Origin of the sequence: Microbacterium sp. NPDC087665 (genome assembly GCF_044743285.1) — a bacterium.
Taxonomy (GTDB): Bacteria; Actinomycetota; Actinomycetes; order Actinomycetales; family Microbacteriaceae; genus Microbacterium.
Map to the genome: position 1 here is coordinate 98,923 of NZ_JBIUWD010000005.1, position 17,747 is coordinate 116,669.

General features: G+C 69.0%; 19 protein-coding genes. 12 read left to right on the top strand and 7 right to left on the bottom strand.

The window, feature by feature from the left end; genetic code table 11:
• Nucleotides 1–66 precede the first annotated feature (66 nt).
• Nucleotides 67–624, top strand: coding sequence for a nucleoside phosphorylase (locus ACIOSY_RS13410; RefSeq protein WP_400854049.1), 558 nt, complete (start codon nt 67–69; stop codon nt 622–624).
• Nucleotides 625–704: 80 nt separating this feature from the next.
• On the opposite strand, the gene ACIOSY_RS13415 is transcribed toward ACIOSY_RS13410, so the two are convergent.
• The 5 genes from ACIOSY_RS13415 to ACIOSY_RS13435 all read right to left on the bottom strand — a co-directional run bounded on the left by ACIOSY_RS13415 (nt 705) and on the right by ACIOSY_RS13435 (nt 7,599).
• A complete protein-coding gene (locus ACIOSY_RS13415) occupies nt 705–3,710 on the bottom strand; it encodes an AAA family ATPase (RefSeq protein WP_400854051.1) in 3,006 nt (1,001 codons plus the stop codon).
• Entirely contained in the window at nt 3,711–4,880 is a 1,170-nt protein-coding gene (locus ACIOSY_RS13420) for an exonuclease SbcCD subunit D (protein WP_400854053.1), read from the bottom strand. It abuts the gene before it with no gap.
• A gap of 115 nt (nt 4,881–4,995) precedes the next feature.
• Complete coding sequence (locus ACIOSY_RS13425) at nt 4,996–6,441, bottom strand: MFS transporter (protein ID WP_400854055.1); 1,446 nt, start codon at nt 6,439–6,441, stop codon at nt 4,996–4,998.
• 326 nt (nt 6,442–6,767) lie between these two features.
• Nucleotides 6,768–7,238, bottom strand: coding sequence for a DIP1984 family protein (locus ACIOSY_RS13430; RefSeq protein ID WP_400854057.1), 471 nt, complete (start codon nt 7,236–7,238; stop codon nt 6,768–6,770).
• A 52-nt stretch (nt 7,239–7,290) separates the two neighbouring features.
• Complete coding sequence (locus tag ACIOSY_RS13435; protein WP_400854059.1) at nt 7,291–7,599, bottom strand: GNAT family N-acetyltransferase; 309 nt, start codon at nt 7,597–7,599, stop codon at nt 7,291–7,293.
• Between the two features lie 324 nt (nt 7,600–7,923).
• Between ACIOSY_RS13435 and ACIOSY_RS13440 the strand changes: the two genes are divergently transcribed.
• From ACIOSY_RS13440 to ACIOSY_RS13465, 6 genes are all read left to right on the top strand, one after another.
• On the top strand, nt 7,924–8,631 hold the full coding sequence (locus tag ACIOSY_RS13440; RefSeq protein ID WP_400854061.1) for a winged helix-turn-helix domain-containing protein: 708 nt from the start codon (nt 7,924–7,926) through the stop codon (nt 8,629–8,631).
• A gap of 44 nt (nt 8,632–8,675) precedes the next feature.
• The gene (locus ACIOSY_RS13445) at nt 8,676–9,635 is read left to right on the top strand and encodes a DNA-3-methyladenine glycosylase family protein (protein WP_400854063.1); all 960 of its coding nucleotides are present in this window, start codon (nt 8,676–8,678) and stop codon (nt 9,633–9,635) included.
• A gap of 15 nt (nt 9,636–9,650) precedes the next feature.
• Nucleotides 9,651–9,860, top strand: coding sequence for a hypothetical protein (locus ACIOSY_RS13450; protein WP_400854065.1), 210 nt, complete (start codon nt 9,651–9,653; stop codon nt 9,858–9,860).
• The gene (locus ACIOSY_RS13455; protein WP_400854067.1) at nt 9,860–10,264 is read left to right on the top strand and encodes a VOC family protein; all 405 of its coding nucleotides are present in this window, start codon (nt 9,860–9,862) and stop codon (nt 10,262–10,264) included. The genes ACIOSY_RS13450 and ACIOSY_RS13455 overlap by 1 nt, the downstream gene beginning before the upstream one ends.
• 267 nt (nt 10,265–10,531) lie before the next feature.
• Nucleotides 10,532–11,701 (top strand): RtcB family protein, encoded by a 1,170-nt coding sequence (locus ACIOSY_RS13460; protein ID WP_400854069.1) that lies wholly within the window; start codon nt 10,532–10,534, stop codon nt 11,699–11,701.
• Between the two features lie 121 nt (nt 11,702–11,822).
• A complete protein-coding gene (locus ACIOSY_RS13465) occupies nt 11,823–12,101 on the top strand; it encodes a hypothetical protein (RefSeq protein WP_400854071.1) in 279 nt (92 codons plus the stop codon).
• A gap of 42 nt (nt 12,102–12,143) precedes the next feature.
• Here the strand turns inward: ACIOSY_RS13465 and ACIOSY_RS13470 are convergent, their stop codons facing one another.
• On the bottom strand, nt 12,144–13,607 hold the full coding sequence (locus ACIOSY_RS13470; protein ID WP_400854073.1) for an MFS transporter: 1,464 nt from the start codon (nt 13,605–13,607) through the stop codon (nt 12,144–12,146).
• A 52-nt stretch (nt 13,608–13,659) separates the two neighbouring features.
• Nucleotides 13,660–15,000, bottom strand: a complete 1,341-nt coding sequence (locus ACIOSY_RS13475; RefSeq protein ID WP_400854075.1) for a M20/M25/M40 family metallo-hydrolase — start codon at nt 14,998–15,000, stop codon at nt 13,660–13,662.
• 52 nt (nt 15,001–15,052) lie between these two features.
• Here ACIOSY_RS13475 and ACIOSY_RS13480 point away from each other — a divergent pair, with 52 nt between their 5' ends.
• From ACIOSY_RS13480 to ACIOSY_RS13500, 5 genes are all read left to right on the top strand, one after another.
• Complete coding sequence (locus ACIOSY_RS13480; protein WP_400854077.1) at nt 15,053–16,063, top strand: FUSC family protein; 1,011 nt, start codon at nt 15,053–15,055, stop codon at nt 16,061–16,063.
• Nucleotides 16,064–16,186: 123 nt separating this feature from the next.
• Nucleotides 16,187–16,441: a hypothetical protein gene (locus ACIOSY_RS13485; protein WP_400854079.1), complete on the top strand. Its 255-nt coding sequence runs from the start codon at nt 16,187–16,189 to the stop codon at nt 16,439–16,441.
• A gap of 4 nt (nt 16,442–16,445) precedes the next feature.
• Nucleotides 16,446–16,844, top strand: a complete 399-nt coding sequence (locus tag ACIOSY_RS13490) for a DUF1801 domain-containing protein (protein WP_400854081.1) — start codon at nt 16,446–16,448, stop codon at nt 16,842–16,844.
• A gap of 94 nt (nt 16,845–16,938) precedes the next feature.
• On the top strand, nt 16,939–17,205 hold the full coding sequence (locus ACIOSY_RS13495) for a glutaredoxin family protein (protein WP_400854083.1): 267 nt from the start codon (nt 16,939–16,941) through the stop codon (nt 17,203–17,205).
• Nucleotides 17,206–17,303: 98 nt separating this feature from the next.
• Entirely contained in the window at nt 17,304–17,717 is a 414-nt protein-coding gene (locus ACIOSY_RS13500) for a VOC family protein (protein ID WP_400854085.1), read from the top strand.
• Nucleotides 17,718–17,747 lie beyond the last annotated feature (30 nt).

Here is a 17,747-nt window from a genome sequence, read left to right on the forward strand (position 1 = left end):
ATGAGGATGACGGTTGACAGGTGCGGCGACTTCGTCGCACGATGAGCGACCTGGCAGGATGGCGAGGTGAAACTCCTCGTCGCCGCCATGGCCTCCGAACTCGAAGCATTCCCCGCGGAACTCGACGGTTTCGACCAGATCGTCACGGGAGAGGGCAAGCTCCAGGCGACTTACGCGCTCACGCGCGCTCTCGCCGCGAAGCCGTACACCGAAGTCGTGGTCGTGGGCACGGCCGGGGGAATCGACCCGGAGCTCGATGCCACGGTGCACGAGATCGGCAGCGCGCTCCAGCACGATGTCTTCGATCTCGACGGGGTGGCCGGCCAGCACGTGTCGCTGCCGGCGCGCGTGTCGACAGGACGCGAGGGCGTGCTGATCGCGACGGGCGACAGCTTCGTCGGGGATGCCGGAATCACGGCGGTCATCCGCCCGTCCGGCGCCGGCCTGGTCGACATGGAGACCTACGCGTACATCTGGGTCGCCGAGCAGTTCGGCGTGCCGATCCGCGCGTTCCGTGCCATCTCCGATCGCGCCGAAGAAGGCGCCCTCGTCGATTTCCGCGCGGCCATCGCCCGGTGCAGCGTCCAGCTGCGCGAAGTCATCCGTCAGGAGTACGGGGTCTGATCTGCCCCGCCCGCCGGTCGTGACCGCACGGGCCGGTCTCGGCGGGGCGTTCTCGGCGGGGCGCTCTCGGCGGCCAGCTGTCAGCGGGTCTCGATGATGCTCGGGCCCTCACGCGTGGCGCGCACGCGCAGTTGCGCGGGGATCTGATCCTGCATCGCCTCGACGTGGCTGATCACGCCGACCGTGCGCCCGCCCTGTCGCAGTTCGTCGAGCGTGCGCATCGCGATGTCGAGGGTGTCGCCGTCGAGGGAGCCGAACCCCTCGTCGATGAAGAGCGTATCGAGGCGGATGCCGCCGGCCCGTGCGGTGACGACCTCGGCGAGCCCCAGTGCGAGGGCCAGTGAGCTGAGGAAGGTCTCGCCGCCCGACAGGGATTGCGCGGGACGTGTCAGCCCGGTGAAGGCGTCGAAGACGACGATGCCCAGCCCCGATGCGGCACCCCGTGCCGCGAGCGCATCGGAGTGCTGCAGTTGGTATCGCCCGGTCGACATGTCGTGCAGGCGCCGGTTGGCTGCAGCGACGATCTCTTCGAGTTCCGCCGCCAGCACGAAGGTCTCGAGGGTCATCTTGCGGGTGTTCGGGCCGCGCCCGGCGATGGTGTCGGCGAGGTTCTGGAGCACTTCGTGCTCGGCGGCGTCATGGGCGCTGCGCTCGTGTTCGTCGGCGGCCGAGGCGATAAGGCCGCTGAGTCGCTCGACTGTGACCGTTGCCTTGCCGGTGATGTCGACGGCGGCGATCCAGGTCGACCGCGCATCGCGTGCCGCGGTCTCGGCCGGCCCCAGGTCGATCGCCTCTTCGGGCAGTCCGCGCAGTTCCAGGGGAAGCAGGATCCCCTTCTCCTTCTCGCGCTGCACGGCGTGGCGTGTGATCTTCTCGTCGAGCGCTGCCTGCTCGCGCGCCGGGCGGAGTGCCGCTGCAACCTCGCTCACCTGCACGAACGGCGAATCATCGAGGGCGCTCTGGCGTGCGGTGATCGCCTCGGCGAGGGCGACGTCGCGCTGACGCTGGTCGGCCAGCGCCGATGCCAGAGCTGTCGCCGCGGTGATGCGACTGTTCGTCGTGGTCACTCGCTGAGCGACCGAGTCGAAGTCTCCGCGCGCTTCGGCGATGAGCGCGTCGGCCTCGCGCGCACTCTGCTCGAGTGCGGCCAGGTTCTCTCGCGCCTCCGCGAGCGCACGGGTTGCGACGAGGTGATCGTCGTCGAGGGCCGCGCTGCGCTTCAGCAGCTGGGCGAGCTCGGCCTCGTGGCGAGACAGCTCAGCACCCGCCGCGATGGCTGCGTGGAGCTGCTCGTCGAGCGTGCCGAGTTCGGCGTCGGCTTCGTCTGCGGTGCGCGCTTCGGCGGCGGCAACGGCGACGGCGAGCTCGGCACGCAGGGTCGCACAGCGCTCCGACGCGTCGCGTTCGCGCGCTGCGGCCGCATCACGGACGACCTCTGCCGCGTCGACGTCGTCAGCGGAGACGGGGTCTGCGTGGACCGCGGGCGCGGGATGCTCCACCGCCCCGCACACCGGACACGAGGCGCCATCGACGAGGGTCGAGGCGAGTTCGCCGGCGAAGCCGTCGAGACGACGGCGACGCAGGTGAGCCAACGCGGTCTGCGCGTCGGCGAGGCGGATGCTCGCGTCGGCGAGGTCATTGTCGGCCGCGGATTTCGCCGTACTGAGGCGTTCGACCTCGCGAACCGCGTCGCGACGCGTCTGCGCCTGGTCACGGCGGAGCGTGAGGTCACCGGCGCGGTCGGCCAGTCGCCGCGCGGCATCACGGGCGTCGGTCACCTCGGCGATCGCTGCCGGAAGCCCCTCGCGCTCGGCGACGAGGGCGTCGACGCGTGCCGACGTCGCAGCCACCATGTCGGCGGCCGCATCGAGGGTCGCACGGCGGCCCGCCGTCTCGACTTCGAGGGTCGCCGCGCGCGCCCAGGCACCGCTCTCGCGCGTCTGAGCTGACGCCCAGTCCTGGAGTGCCGATGCCGAGGATCCGTCGATCTCCCCGCCCACGGCCTCCCAGGCGGATGCTGCCTCCTGCACCCCGCTCGCGGCGGTGGTGGCGGCGTGCTCCGCGCGAGTCACCGCGTCGATGACCCCCCGCAGCACCTCGGCCCGTCGCGCCTGTTCGAGCTCGCCCCGTGCCCGCTCGATGTCGTCGCGCTCGGCATCGAGCGACTCCAACGACCGACGAGCACGGTCGCGCTCGGATTGCGCGATCCGCTGCTCCTTCACCTCGGTGAGCGCGACGTCGGCGGCAGCCAGCGCGCGTTCCGCGTCGTCGCGTTCCGCAGCACGACGCTCCGCGCGGTACGCCGCCCGGGCTTCCGCTCGCCGCAGGGCTTCGAGTCGACTCGCTGTGCTGAGCGAACCGACGGGCTCGGCAATCTCGACGTCATCTCCCTCGTCGGACGATCCGCCGAGACCTTCTGAGAGAACGAGCCGCTCGGCTTCCTCGAGCCGTGCACCGATCGTCGCCATCCGGGTCTCCACCGCGCGTTCGGATGCCCGCCGGCGCTCGTCGAATCGCGCCTGCACGTCATCGAAGCGCTCAGTGCCGAACAGTCGACGGAGCAGCGCCTGGCGGTCTTTGCTGTTGGCGAGGAGGAACTCCGAGAAGCGGTTCTGCGCGAGGAGGATCACCTGCAAGAACTGCTCTCTGCTGAGCTGCAGGATCTCGTCGAGCTCGTTCCCGACGTCGACCGCACGTGCTGCCCTGCCGACCCAGCCGGCCGTTCCGTGCTCTTCGAGGGAGACGGCGGCGGCCTGCTTGGTCATTCCACCACCGCGCTTCGCGGGGCGGAGGTACTCGGGAGACCGTGTCACCCGATATCGACCGGACGGCGTGCTGAACTCGACGACGACCTCGGAGATGTCATCGGGCTCGGAATGATCGCTGCGCAGCCGCTTCTCACCGCCGTCGTACCGCGGCACACCCCCGTAGAGGCCGAAGCAGACGGCATCGAGGATGCTCGACTTTCCCGCTCCCGTGCGACCGGCGATCAGGAAGATGCCGTCGTCGGCGAAGGTGTCGAAATCGACGACCTGCCGAGATCGGAAAGGGCCGAACCCCTCAACCTCCAGGCGATGCAGACGCATCTAGACGAGCGCCTCGGCGCGCACCCGGTCGTCGAGCACTTCGCGGATGAGCTCGCTCTCGCGCTCGGTCGGCCCCTGCCCCGCGCGAACGTGCGTGAGGAACGCGTCGATGCGCTCGGTGTCGGTCTCGGCGGTGCGCAGGCGCTGGGCGTAGGAGCCCACTCCGCTCTCGACGGCGACGGGCGGCTGATGCTGCACCATCGCGCAGTGCGGGAACTTCTCGCGCAGTCGGCGCATGGGCTCGGTCTGCGGTACCGCATCGGTGTAGACCGCGCACACCCAATCGCCCGCATGGGCGGCGATGTTGTCGGCGGAGAGGATCTCGTCGAGGGTGCCCGTGAGCGTGACGAGGCGCCGCGGCACCGGAAGATCGAGCCACTCGACGCGCGCCAGTCCGCTGTCGTCGAGGTCGACCAGCCACGACCCTCGCGGCTTGTTCTGCTCGCCGAAGCTGTAGCGCAGCGGAGCGCCCGCGTAGCGCACGCGTTCGCTGAGTTGATTGCGGCCGTGGATGTGCCCGAGGGCGACGTAGTCCGGTCCGTCGAAGACCTCGAGCGGCACGACGTCGAGGCCGCCCTGTCGAACCTCGCGCTCGAGGCCGATCGTGGCATCGACTCCGGCGGCGAAGCAGTGCGCGATGGCCACCGAGCGGCCGGGGTGCTGCTGCATGCCGGCACGGACCAGGTCCATGGCGTGCGCCATCGTCTGCGCCTGGGTGCGCAACGGACGCCCGGCGGAATCGCCGTCGGGCCAGTGCTGACGCACGATCGCGGGCTCGAGGTACGGAATGCCGAAGAAGTGGACGGGGCCGGTGGCGTCGTCGACGGTCACCGGAGTGCCGATGTCGAGCGGATCGGTGAGCACGCGGATGCCGTCGCGCAGGAGCCGCGCCTGGAATCCGAGGCGCGCGGCCGAGTCGTGGTTGCCGCTCGTCACGATGACGCTCGCGCCGGTCTCGTGCAAGGCCACGAGGGCATCACCGAGAAGCGTGTAGGCCGCGCCCGACGGCGTCGCCGAGTCGAAGACATCTCCGGCCACCACGACCACATCGACGGATTTCGTGCGCACCTGCTCCGTCAGCGCTCCGAGAACCTCGGCCAGCGCGTCCATGGTCGAGGTGCCATGGAAGGTGCGGCCGATGTGCCAGTCGGAGGTGTGCAGGATTCGCATACTCACAACGTACGAAGGGTCACCGACATTCGGGCCGAGGCGTGCCGCAGCATCCGCTCCTGGCCGACGGATCACGCGGAATCCGTCGGCCGATCGCTGCGGCGGCACCCCGCTGTCAGTGCGCGGCCGGCATCGCCTCGCCGAGCGACAGGAGCAGTTCGCTCTTGGAACCGCGAACCATGAACGCCGCGATGATCGAGGCCGCCACCATGAAGATCGCCGCGACGATGAAGGTCCATCCGTAGGCGTCGGTCAGGCCCTCCGGGGTGACATCGGTCTGCGCATGCCCTCCGACGGAGGCGGCGTAGACGGCGGTGAAGACGGAGAGCCCGATCGAACCGCCGATCTGCATCGTGGAGTTCGCAACCGCGGACGCCACTCCTGCGTCGTGCGAGGCGACCCCCGAGAGGGCCAGGTTCTGCAGCGGGATGAACACGAAGCCCATGCCGATGCCGAGCAGCACGAGCGCCGGCGCGATCTGCACCAGATAGGCACCATCGGGCGTGATGCCCGACAGCGTGAACAGCCCGACCGCCGCGATCAGCGGTCCGACGATGAGCATCGGACGCGGGCCGATCAGCGGCAGCAGCTTCATCGCGACGGGGGCGAGCAGCATGGTCGCGATCGGGAGCGGAAGGCTCGCGAGACCGGCCTGCAGCGCACCCATGCCCAGCACGAACTGCAGGTGGAAGGTCAGATAGACGGTGGCGCCGATCATGATCGCACCGGCGACACCTTGGATGAGGAACGCTCCCCCGCGCACTCGATGCGCGACCACGCGCAGCGGCAGAAGGGGATGAGCCACCCGGCTCTCCACCCAGACGAAGACGGCGAGCAGAACCGCCCCGATCGCGAGGAATCCGATGGTGAGGGGCTCGCCCCAGCCGTTCTCCGCGAGGCTGAAGCCGTAGACGAGCGCCCCGAGACCGAGCGTGACGGTGACCGCGCCGACCACATCGAGGCGCTTGCTGCCATCGGCGGCGCTCTCGGTCAGCACGATCGCACCCCCGACCACGCCGATGACGACGAAGAAGAGGTTGACGAGCAAGCACCAGCGCCAGTCGGCGAACTCGGTCAGAACGCCGCCGAGGAGCATCCCGATGGCGGCTCCGGTGCCGGCGACCGTGCCGAAGACGGCGAACGCGGTGTTGCGCTCGCGTCCGGTCGGGAACGTCACCGTCAGCAGGGCGAGCGCGGCCGGAGCGAGGAGCGCGGCGAAAACCCCCTGCAGACCACGCGCGAGGATCAGTTCCCACCCCTGCTGGGCGAGGCCGCCGTACAGGGATGCCGCTCCGAATCCGAGCATCCCGATCATGAATGCGCGCTTGCGTCCGATGTAGTCCGCGATGCGGCCGCCGAGCAGCAGGAGCGCGCCGAAGGCGAGGGCATAGGCCGTCACGACCCACTGGCGCTGCCCGTCGGTGAGTTCGAGTGCGGCCTGGGCGCGGGGAAGCGCGATGTTGACGATGGTGCCGTCGAGGACGACGACCAGCTGCGTCAGCGACAGGACAATGAGCGCCCACCATCGGGTCTGAGGGCGGGCGCGCAGGGATGACGACATGGAAAAACCTCCGGTGTCTGGTGAAGGATGCCGGAGGTTTCGAGCCTCGGACCAGCGCGCCTGAGGCGCCCGACCACCTCAGCCGACGGGGCTGAGCAGACCACGACTATAACAAGCCCGTCACGAGGTTCGTAAGCGGAAGGTCCCCTGACCCACCCTCGTCACGACGATCGACACGCGGTGATGCAAGATGCGCGATACGCGATCACCTGTGCGGCGTGCGGGGCTGCGCGATGCGAAATCTGGGCTGCCCTCCGCCCACAGGTGCCGGAACTTGCCCCTCCCGGCTGGGGTTGTGCCCGCCTCGTCGTGACTACCGACTTCCGCTATTCCTCCAGGTCGTTCAGCCAGTTGGCCTGCTGGATCCTGTTGTCGAGCTCGCGCAGCTCCTGCGCCACCCGGTCGGCCTTGGCCCGGAGCTCGGCGACGGGAAGTGCGGAGATCTGCCGCAGCTCCGAACGCATCTGACGGCCGCCGAAGGCGACGCCGGAGCCGGATGCCGCGGCCGCCGCATCCGAGAGGACCGAGTGCTGGAGCCGCAGCACGTCACGAGCGGCGAGGGCATCGGTCATCGTGCCGTCGGCTCCCATCGCGAGTCGCGCGTTCGTGGCGTTGATCCGACCGATGAGCTCGCGCAGTCGGGCGAGGTCGGTCTCCGCCTCCCCGAGGAGTACGTTCGCGTCCTCGGAGGGTTCCTCCCCCTCCTGGAAGCGCGCATTCGCGGTGATGCGGGAGCGGAGCTGCTCGATGCGGCGCTGCAGGTCTGCTCGCGCGGTGAGGGCCTCGGCGAGTTTCATGCGCTCCATCCTTGCAAATCGTCGCCGTAACACAACGTCACGGAGCGGGGCGTCATCGCCGACGCAGCAACGACGCCTTCTCGGGGTGCGCCGTGAACCAGTCAGAGACGTACCAGCAGACCGCATCGACCGTGCGATCGCCGCGGGCCTCGATCTCGGCGACAGCGCCCTCCACGACCGTCCCGGCATAGCCGTGGCCGCGGAAAGTCGGGATTGTGAAGGCTCTCGTGAGAGCGATCGTCTGCCCGTCGTCACGGTAATCGAGGACGCTCACGAGCTGGCCGTCGCGGGTCAGCGTGTACCGGGAGGCGTCCTTCTCGTCGGTGAGGATGAAGCCGGAAGCGAGTGAAGATGTCGACACCGCATCCACGTTACGCCCGCCCCACGCCGGTGTCGTCGTTTTGACACGGACCGAAATGATCAGACATAATCCCCCCATGACCACCAACGCACGCCCTTTGTCCGCCCAGGAGGCGAACGGGGCTGCCGGGATGATGATGCCCGGTCGCGTTGGCATGTGTTGCCGAATGTGTCGCTGAACGATCAGCCACCCGCCCGACTCGACTCTTCGCCATCTGCGAAGCCTGAGTCCCCGAGCATCCACCCTTGCTCGCTTCCCGGCTCGCCCCGGTCATTCATGCAACGCATCTGAGCCCCCGGCTCACGTCCTGAGGACTTCATCATCATGTCGAACACCGCACTTCTCGAGCACCCCACCACTCAGCTCCGCACCGTTCCCACGCAGGCCGACACCGACGCCCCGTTGAACGGTGCCGCAGACCTTCCCGCGGCCCGCTCGCCGCGCGGCTTCGCCCTCTACGTCGGCCTCGACGAGATCAAGGCCGCCGAGGCGGGCGTCAGCCTTCCGCTGCTCGTCGACACCCTGCGCCGCACGCTCGCCGAACTCGCGCCCGGTGCCGAGACGCACGCCACCGTCGCCCTCGCCCCGCACGGTTCCGGGGGCCGCGATCTCGACGTGGTGCGCCTCGCCCTGCACGAGCCCGGCGCCATCGCCCGCACCAAGGCCGCGACCGAAGACGACGCCGTCGACGTCGAAGGCGGAGTGACCGTCGACATCTCTCGCAAGCGCGTGCTCATCGACGGCGAGTCCGCGGCGTTCACGTACAAGGAGTTCGAGCTGCTGCAGTACCTCGTGCTGCGCGAGGGTCGCACGATCGAGCGCTCCGAGCTGGTCTCGGCTCTGTGGCAGGCGCAGGACGACGAGACTCCGGGTGAGCGCACGATCGACGTGCACGTGCGTCGCCTGCGCGCCAAGCTCGGCCGCTACGAAGACATCGTCCGCACGGTGCGCGGCATCGGATACCGGTTCGATCGGCACGCCGACGTCGTGATCCGCTACGGCCACGGCACGCCGTCGCCCGACCGCTTCTGAGCGCACCCCGCTCCAGTGTCAGGGGCCGCGCGTAGGGTGAGCGCATGACCCTGACTGCGGATGCCGGAGCGGCCGATGCCGCCCTACCGGCGACTCCGCACGACACGACGTACCGCCCTCCGCACGTGCTCGACCTGATCCGCACGGTCGGCATGCTGCGTCGCGGACGCACCGACCCCACCACCGTCATCGACGGCGGAGTGATCTGGCGCGCGTTGCGCACCCCCGAGGGCCCGGCGACACTCGCGCTGCGCTCGATCGGCGGCGAGGTGCGCGCCACCGCCTGGGGTCCGGGAGCCGGGCATGCCCTCGATCGTGTGCCCCGCCTCTGCGGGTCCGACGACGAACCGTCCGGTTTCGACCCGTCCGGGCATCCGCTCATCGCCGATGCCGCACACCGGCACCCCGGACTGCGCCTCACCCGCACAGACGAGGTCTTCGACGCGCTCGCCTGCGCCATCATCGAGCAGAAGGTGACCGGCATGCAGGCTTTCGGAGCCTGGCGCTACCTGGTCTCCCGACTCGGTGAACGCGCGCCAGGCCCGACCCCGCGTCCGATGTTCGCCGCTCCCCCGGCATCCGCCTGGCGACTGGTGCCTTCGTGGGTGTGGCAGCGCGCCGGAGTCGAGCCGCCGCAGTCGAAGACCATCGTCCGCGCGGCACAGCGGGGCGACAGCATCGAGCGCGCGATGCGCGCCGCTGCGACGGGCGCCGAGCGCGACCGCGTGCTCACGAGCCTGCCCGGCGTCGGGGTGTGGACGTCGGCCGAGACCCGCATCCGGGCGCTCGGCGACCCCGATGCCGTGAGCGTCGGCGACTACCACCTCGCCCACCAGGTCGGCTATGCGCTCACCGGCAAGCGGACCGACGACGACGGGATGCTCGAACTCCTCGCCCGCTGGACCGGGCACCGGCAGCGCGTGGTGCGCCTGATCACCGTGAGCGGCGTGCAGGAGCCGCGGCGCGGTCCCCGCCTCGCGCCCGAAGACCATCGGGCGCGCTAGCCCTAGGCTGTGACCATGAACGCACCGCGGCAACGTCTCGCCCTCCGCCTCATCGTGACGGGCAGTCTGCTCGTTCTCGGGATCGTCATCGGACTGATCTTCCAGAACGTGTGGCTCGGGGTCCTGCTCGCGGCGATCGTCTGGCTCGGCTGGTTCCTCGGCTACGAGTCGCGCCGAGGCCACAACGCCGGTGTCAACGACGAAGACCACGGCATCGAGCTCTGATGCCGCTGCTCGATCACCTCGGCATCACCGTCGCCGACCTCGAGCGCGGGCGCGCGCAGTTCCACCCCGTTCTCCTCGCCCTCGGCTTCGAGAGCGGCTACGGCGACGACCACTCGCTCTCCTGGAACAAAGACGGCGAGACCGAACTGATCCTCATGGCGCCGCGCGAAGACGACCCCGCGCCGCACCGGCACGGCCGGGTCGGCTGGCAGCACCTCGCCTTCGCCGTCGACTCCCGCGCCGAGGTCGAGCGACTGCACGACATCGCAATCGCCGCGGGCTGGACGGCCGTGCGCGACCCGAAGGACTACCCGCGCTTCAGCGATCGGTACTTCGCCTCGTTCGTCGAGGACGACAGCGGCATCCGCATCGAGTTCATGCACAACCCGCCCCGCGAGGCTTGACACCCCGCACCGACTCCCCCTAATGTGGCAAAGCTGTGCCGATCGGCGCAGCATGCAGCCCGAGGAGACGACGGATGACCGCCCTGCGGAATCTTCCCATCGCCACGGTCGACGCCCTTCAGCAGAAGCGCCAAGACCGTTTCGAGTCGTACCCTCCGGCGCGCGCCGTGTGACAGCATCCGCTGTCCTGCTGCCCCGCACCGTCAGGTCCGGGGCATTTTTTTGTGGCTCCCGACCTGTGGCTGAACATCACGAAGGAAAGGAATCATGGAGAAGCTCTCCGCGCGGCTGCTGTCGTGGGCATCGCTGATCGACGAGAAGACGCTCGATCAGGCGCACACCACGGCACGCATGCCGTTCATCCACCCGCACCTGGCGCTCATGCCCGATGCGCACCTCGGCAAGGGGGCGACGGTCGGCTCGGTCATCCCGACGCTCGGCGCGATCATCCCCGCCGCCGTCGGTGTCGACGTCGGCTGCGGAATGATCGCCGTGCGCACCCAGTTCACGAGCGACGACTTCGCCGGTCGCGATCTCGCCCCGCTGCGGGAGCAGATCGAACGTGCGGTGCCGTTGTCTGCCGGACGCTACAACAACAAGGTCGTCGCGACGGCAGAGCCGCGCATCGCCGAGCTCGAGGCTCTCGCCGAGAAGAACGAGTTCGACCCCGAGTCGTATGCGAAGAACTGGCGACTGCAGCTCGGCACCCTCGGCTCCGGCAACCACTTCATCGAGGTGTCGGTCGACGAGCTCGATCGGGTGTGGTTGTTCCTGCACTCGGGTTCGCGGGGTGTCGGCAACCGGATCGCGGGTCACCACATCTCCGTGGCGCAGAAGCTGGCGAAGCGGTGGTGGATCGAGCTTCCCGACCCCGACCTGGCGTACCTCGTCGAGGGCACGCCGGAGTTCACGCGGTACATCCGAGAGCTCCGGTGGGCGCAGCACTTCGCCCTGTTGAACCGGGAGGAGATGATGGACCGGGTGATCCGGCAGGTGTCCGACTTCGCGGGTTCGCCCGTGGAGGCGCAGGAGCGGATCAACTGCCACCACAACTTCACCGAGTCGGAGGTGCACTTCGGCAAGCGGGTGTGGGTGTCGCGGAAGGGTGCGATCCAGGCCGACGTCGGTCGGCCCGGGCTCATCCCGGGATCGATGGGCACGGCCTCGTACGTGGTCGAGGGGCTCGGCAACCCGTTGTCGCTGAACTCCTCGCCGCACGGCGCGGGGCGGGAGTACTCCCGGTCGGCGGCGCGGCGCACGTTCACGCACGAGCAGCTGCGGGAGGCCATGGTCGGTATCGAATTCCGTGACACGGATGCCTTCATCGACGAGATCCCGCAGGCGTACAAGCCGATCGATCAGGTGATGGCGGATGCCGCGAGCCTCGTGTCGATCCGGCACACGCTGCGGCAGATCGTGAACGTGAAGGGCGACTGAGCTCTTCTGCACCGGTGGCGTGGTTCGTGGGTTCTCCACGGATCACGCCACCTTCGCGGGACTCCTCCCTGCGACGCTGGCAGACTCGTCGAATCGATGTGATCATGTGGGGATGGGATTCATGAACGACGCGCAGATCTGGGCGATGATCGGAGCCTTCACGGCGCTGATGCTGGGCATGCTGACCGTCGTCTCCACCCTGTTCATCCGCGTCGTGCGCAGCGAGATCGGCGGACTGCGCAGCGAGATGAACGGGCAGATCGGCGGACTGCGCAGCGAGATGAACGGACTACGTGGCGAGATGACTGCGCGTTTCGATGCGGTCAACACCCGCATCGACGGTCTCGACCGCGACGTGCAGGCGATCGTGAAGCGCACGTTCGGCCTCGACCGCGACTAGGGGGCTCGACCGCGACTAGCCTCGATCGCGACGAGGCGCCGGTCAGACCGCCGGGGCGACCTCGACCTCGGCCGGGCGATCGGTGAACGCCGTCTTCGGCACGAAGACCAGGCTCACGGCGGCGACCAGAGCCGTCACGCCGCAGACGATCCAGACCGTGAAGTATCCGGCCAGCGAACCGGCCGTGCCTTCGGCGGCCGAGCCCGCTGCCTCGGCGACGCCGTGCAGCAGCGCGATGCCGAAGACGCACGAGGCGATCGCACCGCCGATGGTCTTGACCGAGTTCGTGAGACCGGTGGCGACTCCCGTCTGCGTGGCCGGCGCACCGGATGCCGCCGCCGCGGGAAGAGCCGCGACGAGGGCTCCCGAACCGAGACCCGCGATCACCATGTTCGTGACGACCTGCAGATAGGTGTCGTGGAACGGCAGAAACAGCAGGAATCCGATGCCGACGAGCACGGAGGCGCCCATCAACGTGAGACGCGGTGTCGTGCGGCGCGCGATGAGGGGGAAGAGCAGGGCTCCCGCGATCATCGCGATCAGGTAGAGACCGATGATCAGGGACGTCTGGAATCCCGACGTTCCGAGACCGTACCCGTGCACACCCGGATCGGTGCGCGCGAAGGTCGAGAGGGGTGCCTGCGCACCGAGAACGCTGACGCCGAAGAGTCCTGCGGTGAGGAAGACCGGGCCCAGCGCCGGTGAGCGGAACATGCGCACGTCGATGAGCGGGTCGTCATGGCGCAGCTCCCAGAGGGCGAAGGGCACGACGAGCACGATGCCGAGCAGCACCACGGCCCACGACCACGGGTTCACCAGCCCTCCCTCAAGGCGCAGCAGGCTCAGGCCGCCGGTGAAGCACACGAGGGCGAGCGAGATGAGGATGAGCCCCACGGTGTCGAATGCACCCCCGGCCGGGTCGGGCGACTCCTTCACCCCGAACAGGATCACGAAGAAGCACACCACGATGAGGATCGCCGGTACGAGCAGCACGACTGTCAGCGGCAGAATGTCGACCAGCGCACCTCCGGCGAGAGCGCCGAGGATGGCTCCTCCCTCGAGCGCAGCGACAAGGAGGCCGGCGGCCTTGGCGGTGATCGTCGAACGCCCTTCCATCCGCCGCGACCGCGACCAGATCAGGGCGATCTCGAGCGGTAGCCACACCACGTAGAAGCCCATCAGCGTCCACGCCACGAGGAACACCCCGAACGAGTCGGTGAACGGCAGCACGAGAGCCGCCGCGGCGGTGAGGGCGGTCGAGATCAACAGCATCCGCTTGTGCCCGACCATGTCGCCGAGCTTCGCGAATGCCGGAACGACCAGTGCCGACAGCATCAGCTGCGTGCCCTCGAGCCAGTTCACATCCGCGTCATGGATGCCGAGATGCCGAGCGATGTCGGTCAGCATGGGCGTGTAGTACCCCTGCAGCACACCGCTCGTGAACTCGACGAAGGCGAGGTAGCCGACGACAGCCGCGAGGGTGCCCAGCGTTCGGGTGCGCGTCATCGCGACTCCTGCTTCTCGTTCGGCCCCTGAACCCATCGAGGGGCGGCTGAGATCACACTAGCCGTTCGAGGAGCGCGCGATGGAACCGCTCTCCGCGTTCGAGAGCGGCGATCTCGACGTTCTCGTCGACGCCGTGGATCGATGCACGCTGCGCGTTCGACATGTCGAGCGGGGCGAAGCGGTAGACCGCGGGCGAGAAGCGGTGGAAGTGCCGAGAATCGGTGGCGGCCATCATCACGTACGGCACGGCGGGCACCCCCGGATGCGAAACCTCCAGCGCCTCGGCGAGCAGGGCGAACTGCGCGTTGTCGGTCGACGACTCGGGCGACGGCTCGCTGGCCTCGATGACCTCGACGGTCACGAGCGGGTCGCGCACGCGCCGACGCACCCGCAGCACGGTCTGCTGGGTCGTCTCGCCCAGCGCGATGCGCAGATTGACGGTGGCGGATGCCTGCGACGGGAGCACGTTCGCGGCGGTTCCGCCGGACTGCATGGTGGGCGCGACGGTGGTGCGCACGAGTGCCGCCGGCTCGCCACCGAGCAACGCGAAGACCCGGGCGGTGAGCAGAGGCGCCGAGCCCAGCAGGCGCAGAAGGTGCCGCGCCGACCCCGGCGTCTGGTCGGCGAGGCGCGACAGCATCCGCAGAATCGCCTTCGATGCCCGCGGGCGGAACGTCGCGGGCCCCAGCCGGTCGACCGCGCGGGCGATGCGACGCACGGCGGTGAGCGAGGGCGGAGCGGAGGCATGGCCGCCCTCGCTCCGGGCCGAGAGCTTCACCGTCATCACGCCCTTCTCGCCGACGCCGATCATCGCAGCGCGGCCGGGCACGAACGGCAGCGGCGCATCGACCACGGCGCCGCCCTCGTCGACGACGAGCCAGGGAACGATCCCGCGCTCGCGGAACGCGGCGGCGATCTGCTCCGCCGCGTGCCCGTAGGTCTCTTCGTTCCCCCCGAACGACAGATAGACGTCGCGGGCGGGAACGAAACCGTCGGCGAGCAGATTCTCGACGGCCTCCAGCACCACGATCAGCGGGCCTTTGTCGTCGAGTGCGCCCCGACCGTAGACGATGCCGTCGGCGATCACGCCGGCGAAGGGCGGGTGGGTCCAGTCGTCACTCTCATCGACGGGCACGACGTCGTAGTGCGCCATCAGGACGACGGGGCCATCGGATGCTCCGGCACGACCCTTCCAATGGAAGAGCAGACCGAAATCGGTGTGGCGCTCAAGGTGAAGCTGCGCATGGGTCCGCGGGTAGAGATCCGCGATCAGGGTGACGAAGTCCTCGAAGGGCTGCGGCCCTCGCTGGTCGAGCTCGGCCGACACCGTCGGGAGCTGGATCATCCGGGAGAGGCGTTCGTCGACGCCGGGGCGCACGGTCGGTGAGGTCACGTTCGCCATCGTATCGACACGGGGCGTGCCGCAACGGGCGGAGAATGGAGGGGTGAGTCTGTTCGCTTTCGCCCCGTCCCGCGGGCCACGCTGGCCCCTCGCGACCCAGGCGGCCGTGGGCATAGCGGCTCCGATCGCGGTCATGACGATGATCGGCCAGGCCCCGCTGGGGTACATCGCCGCGTCGGGCGCATTCACCGTGCTGTACGCGGGATCGGCGGCCGTGATCGATCGAGCCCGCGTCCTGCCGCTCGTCGGCCTGGGGCTTCTGCTCAGCGCAGCACTCGGGGTGCTCGTGGCGGGTAACGCCCTCGTGGTGAGCATCGGCGTGGTCGCGGTCGCGGCGGCCAGCGCCGCTCTGGCGTTCGGCTTCCGTCTGGGCCCTCCGGGTCCGTTGTTCTTCGTGCTGGTCTACGGCCTGTCGGCCCACGTGGTCGGGGCCGGAACCATCCACCCCCTGGTCTATCTCGCCGCCCTCGCCGCCGGATGCCTCTTCTCGTTCCTGGTGGCGCTCTCGCCTCTGCTGCGGCGCCGGATCCGTGCGATCCCCGCCCGCCCTCTTCGCGAGCTGCTCCCCGGCCCTGCGCTGAACGACGACGCGCGGATGCTCCTGCTGCGGGTCGTCATCGTGGCCGTGGTCGGCGTGCTGCTGGGACTCGTGATCGACCCCGATCGCACGTACTGGATTGTCGGCTCGGCGGTGGCCGTGATCGGTGTCGCCGCCGCACGACGGGCCGCGTTCCAGCGCGGACTGCACCGGATGCTCGGCACCGTCGTGGGCGCCGGTCTTTACATCGCACTGGCGCTCCTGCCCCCGGCCGGACTGTGGCTGGCGTTGCTCCTGGGCGCCCTGCAGTTCACGATCGAACTCGTGGTCGTGCGCCACTACGCGCTGGCGCTGGTCTTCATCACACCGCTGGTGCTGTTGCTGACGGGAGCGGCCACCGGCAGCATCGGCTCGCTCGATGTCGCCGGAGAGCGGATCATCGACACGATCGTGGGAGCGGTACTGGGCGCGGCGTCGGGCGTGCTGCATCCGCGTGCGTCCGCCCGGGAGCGGTAGCCGCGGTCTGGGCCGCCCTCTGCACAGCCCGACTCGAGGACGAGTTCTCCACCGGTCATGCACCCCTGGCTCCGTCAGAAGAGGAGCCTTGGCAGGATGGACGCAGCCACTCACAATAGGGAGATGATCGCGTTGACCGAACCGCAGACCTGGACGATGATGGGTGCCTTCACCGCGCTGATGTTCGGCATGATGACCGTGGTCTCGACGCTTTTCGTGCGCGTGCTGCGCGCCGAGATCGGCGGACTCCGCTCCGAGATGGGCGGGCTGCGCACCGAGATGAACGCGCGATTCGAGGTGGTCGGCACACGCATCGACGGGCTCGACCGCGACGTGCAGGCACTGGTGAAACGCACCTTCGGACTGGACAGGGAGTAACCGCATGACCCGCGCAGCCGACATCGATGAATACCATCTCGCACTCGCTCCGCATGACCGCGAGATCGCCGATGTGCTCTCGTCCGAGATCGAGCAGGGCCTCCCAGAAGCGACGGGCAAGGTCTGGCACGCGCATCCGGTCTGGTTCCTCGACGGCAACCCGATCGTCGGATACGACCGGTTGAAAGACGCGGTACGCCTCATGTTCTGGAGCGGGCAGTCGTTCGCGACTCCCGGCCTCGCCGCATCCGGTTCCTTCCAGGCCGGCGAGGTGCGCTTCGTCGACGCACGAGATATCGACACGGAGGCCCTCGGGCGCTGGCTGCAGGAGTCCCGAGACATCCAGTGGGACTACGAGCACATCCGCACCAACCGCGGGCTGGTGAAGCGCACCGCGTTCTGACCGGAGCCCGCGGATCGCAGCGGGCGCGGGAACACTCCTCCCCCATCCGCGGTTGCATTTCTCGTCGAGGCATCCGCCATCGGCAGGGATGAACATGCAGCTGACGCTGGTCACATCCGCATTCTGCGGGGCGTGCTCCCGCACCCGCGCCGTGCTGAACGACGCCGTGCGGTTCCTCCCCGATGCGACGGTCACCGAGATCGATGTCGCGCGCGATCCCGAGGCGGCAGAGGCACTCGACATCCGCTTCACCCCCACGGTGATCATCCGCGACGATTCGGGCGTAACCGTCTTCCGAGCGGAGGGCGTGCCGACCGTCCCCCAGGTGCTCACCGCGGCGGTGAAGGCACTTCCCGCCTGAGCGAGGACGATGAGCCGAACTCCCCTTGTGAGAGCGCGAGGCGAGGCGCACAATGAGCGTGCCTCGAACCCGCGGCATCCCTCTCACCAGGAGCAGTCATGGCGAATCTCAACCCGTATCTGTCGTTCCGCACCGAAGCCCGCCAAGCGATGGAGTTCTACCGGAGCGTGCTCGGCGGTGACCTCGAGATCAGTGTGTTCGGCGACTTCCCCGACATGATGCAAGACCCCAGTCAGCAGAACCTCGTGATGCATGCCCAACTCACGACGCCCGACGGCCTGGTGCTCATGGGATCCGACACCCCCGACGGCATGCCGTACGAGGCACCCGCCGGCATCTCGGTCTCGCTGAGCGGCAACACCCAGGCCCGCACCCGAGAGGTCTGGGACGCACTCGCCGACGGCGGCGCCGTCACGATGCCGCTGGATGTTCCGCCGTGGGGCGGCACGTTCGGGATGCTCGTCGACCGCTTCGGCATCGCCTGGATGCTGCACGGCGATCCCGAGGAATGACCCCGGCTCTCTCTGTCAGGCCAGCGCGAC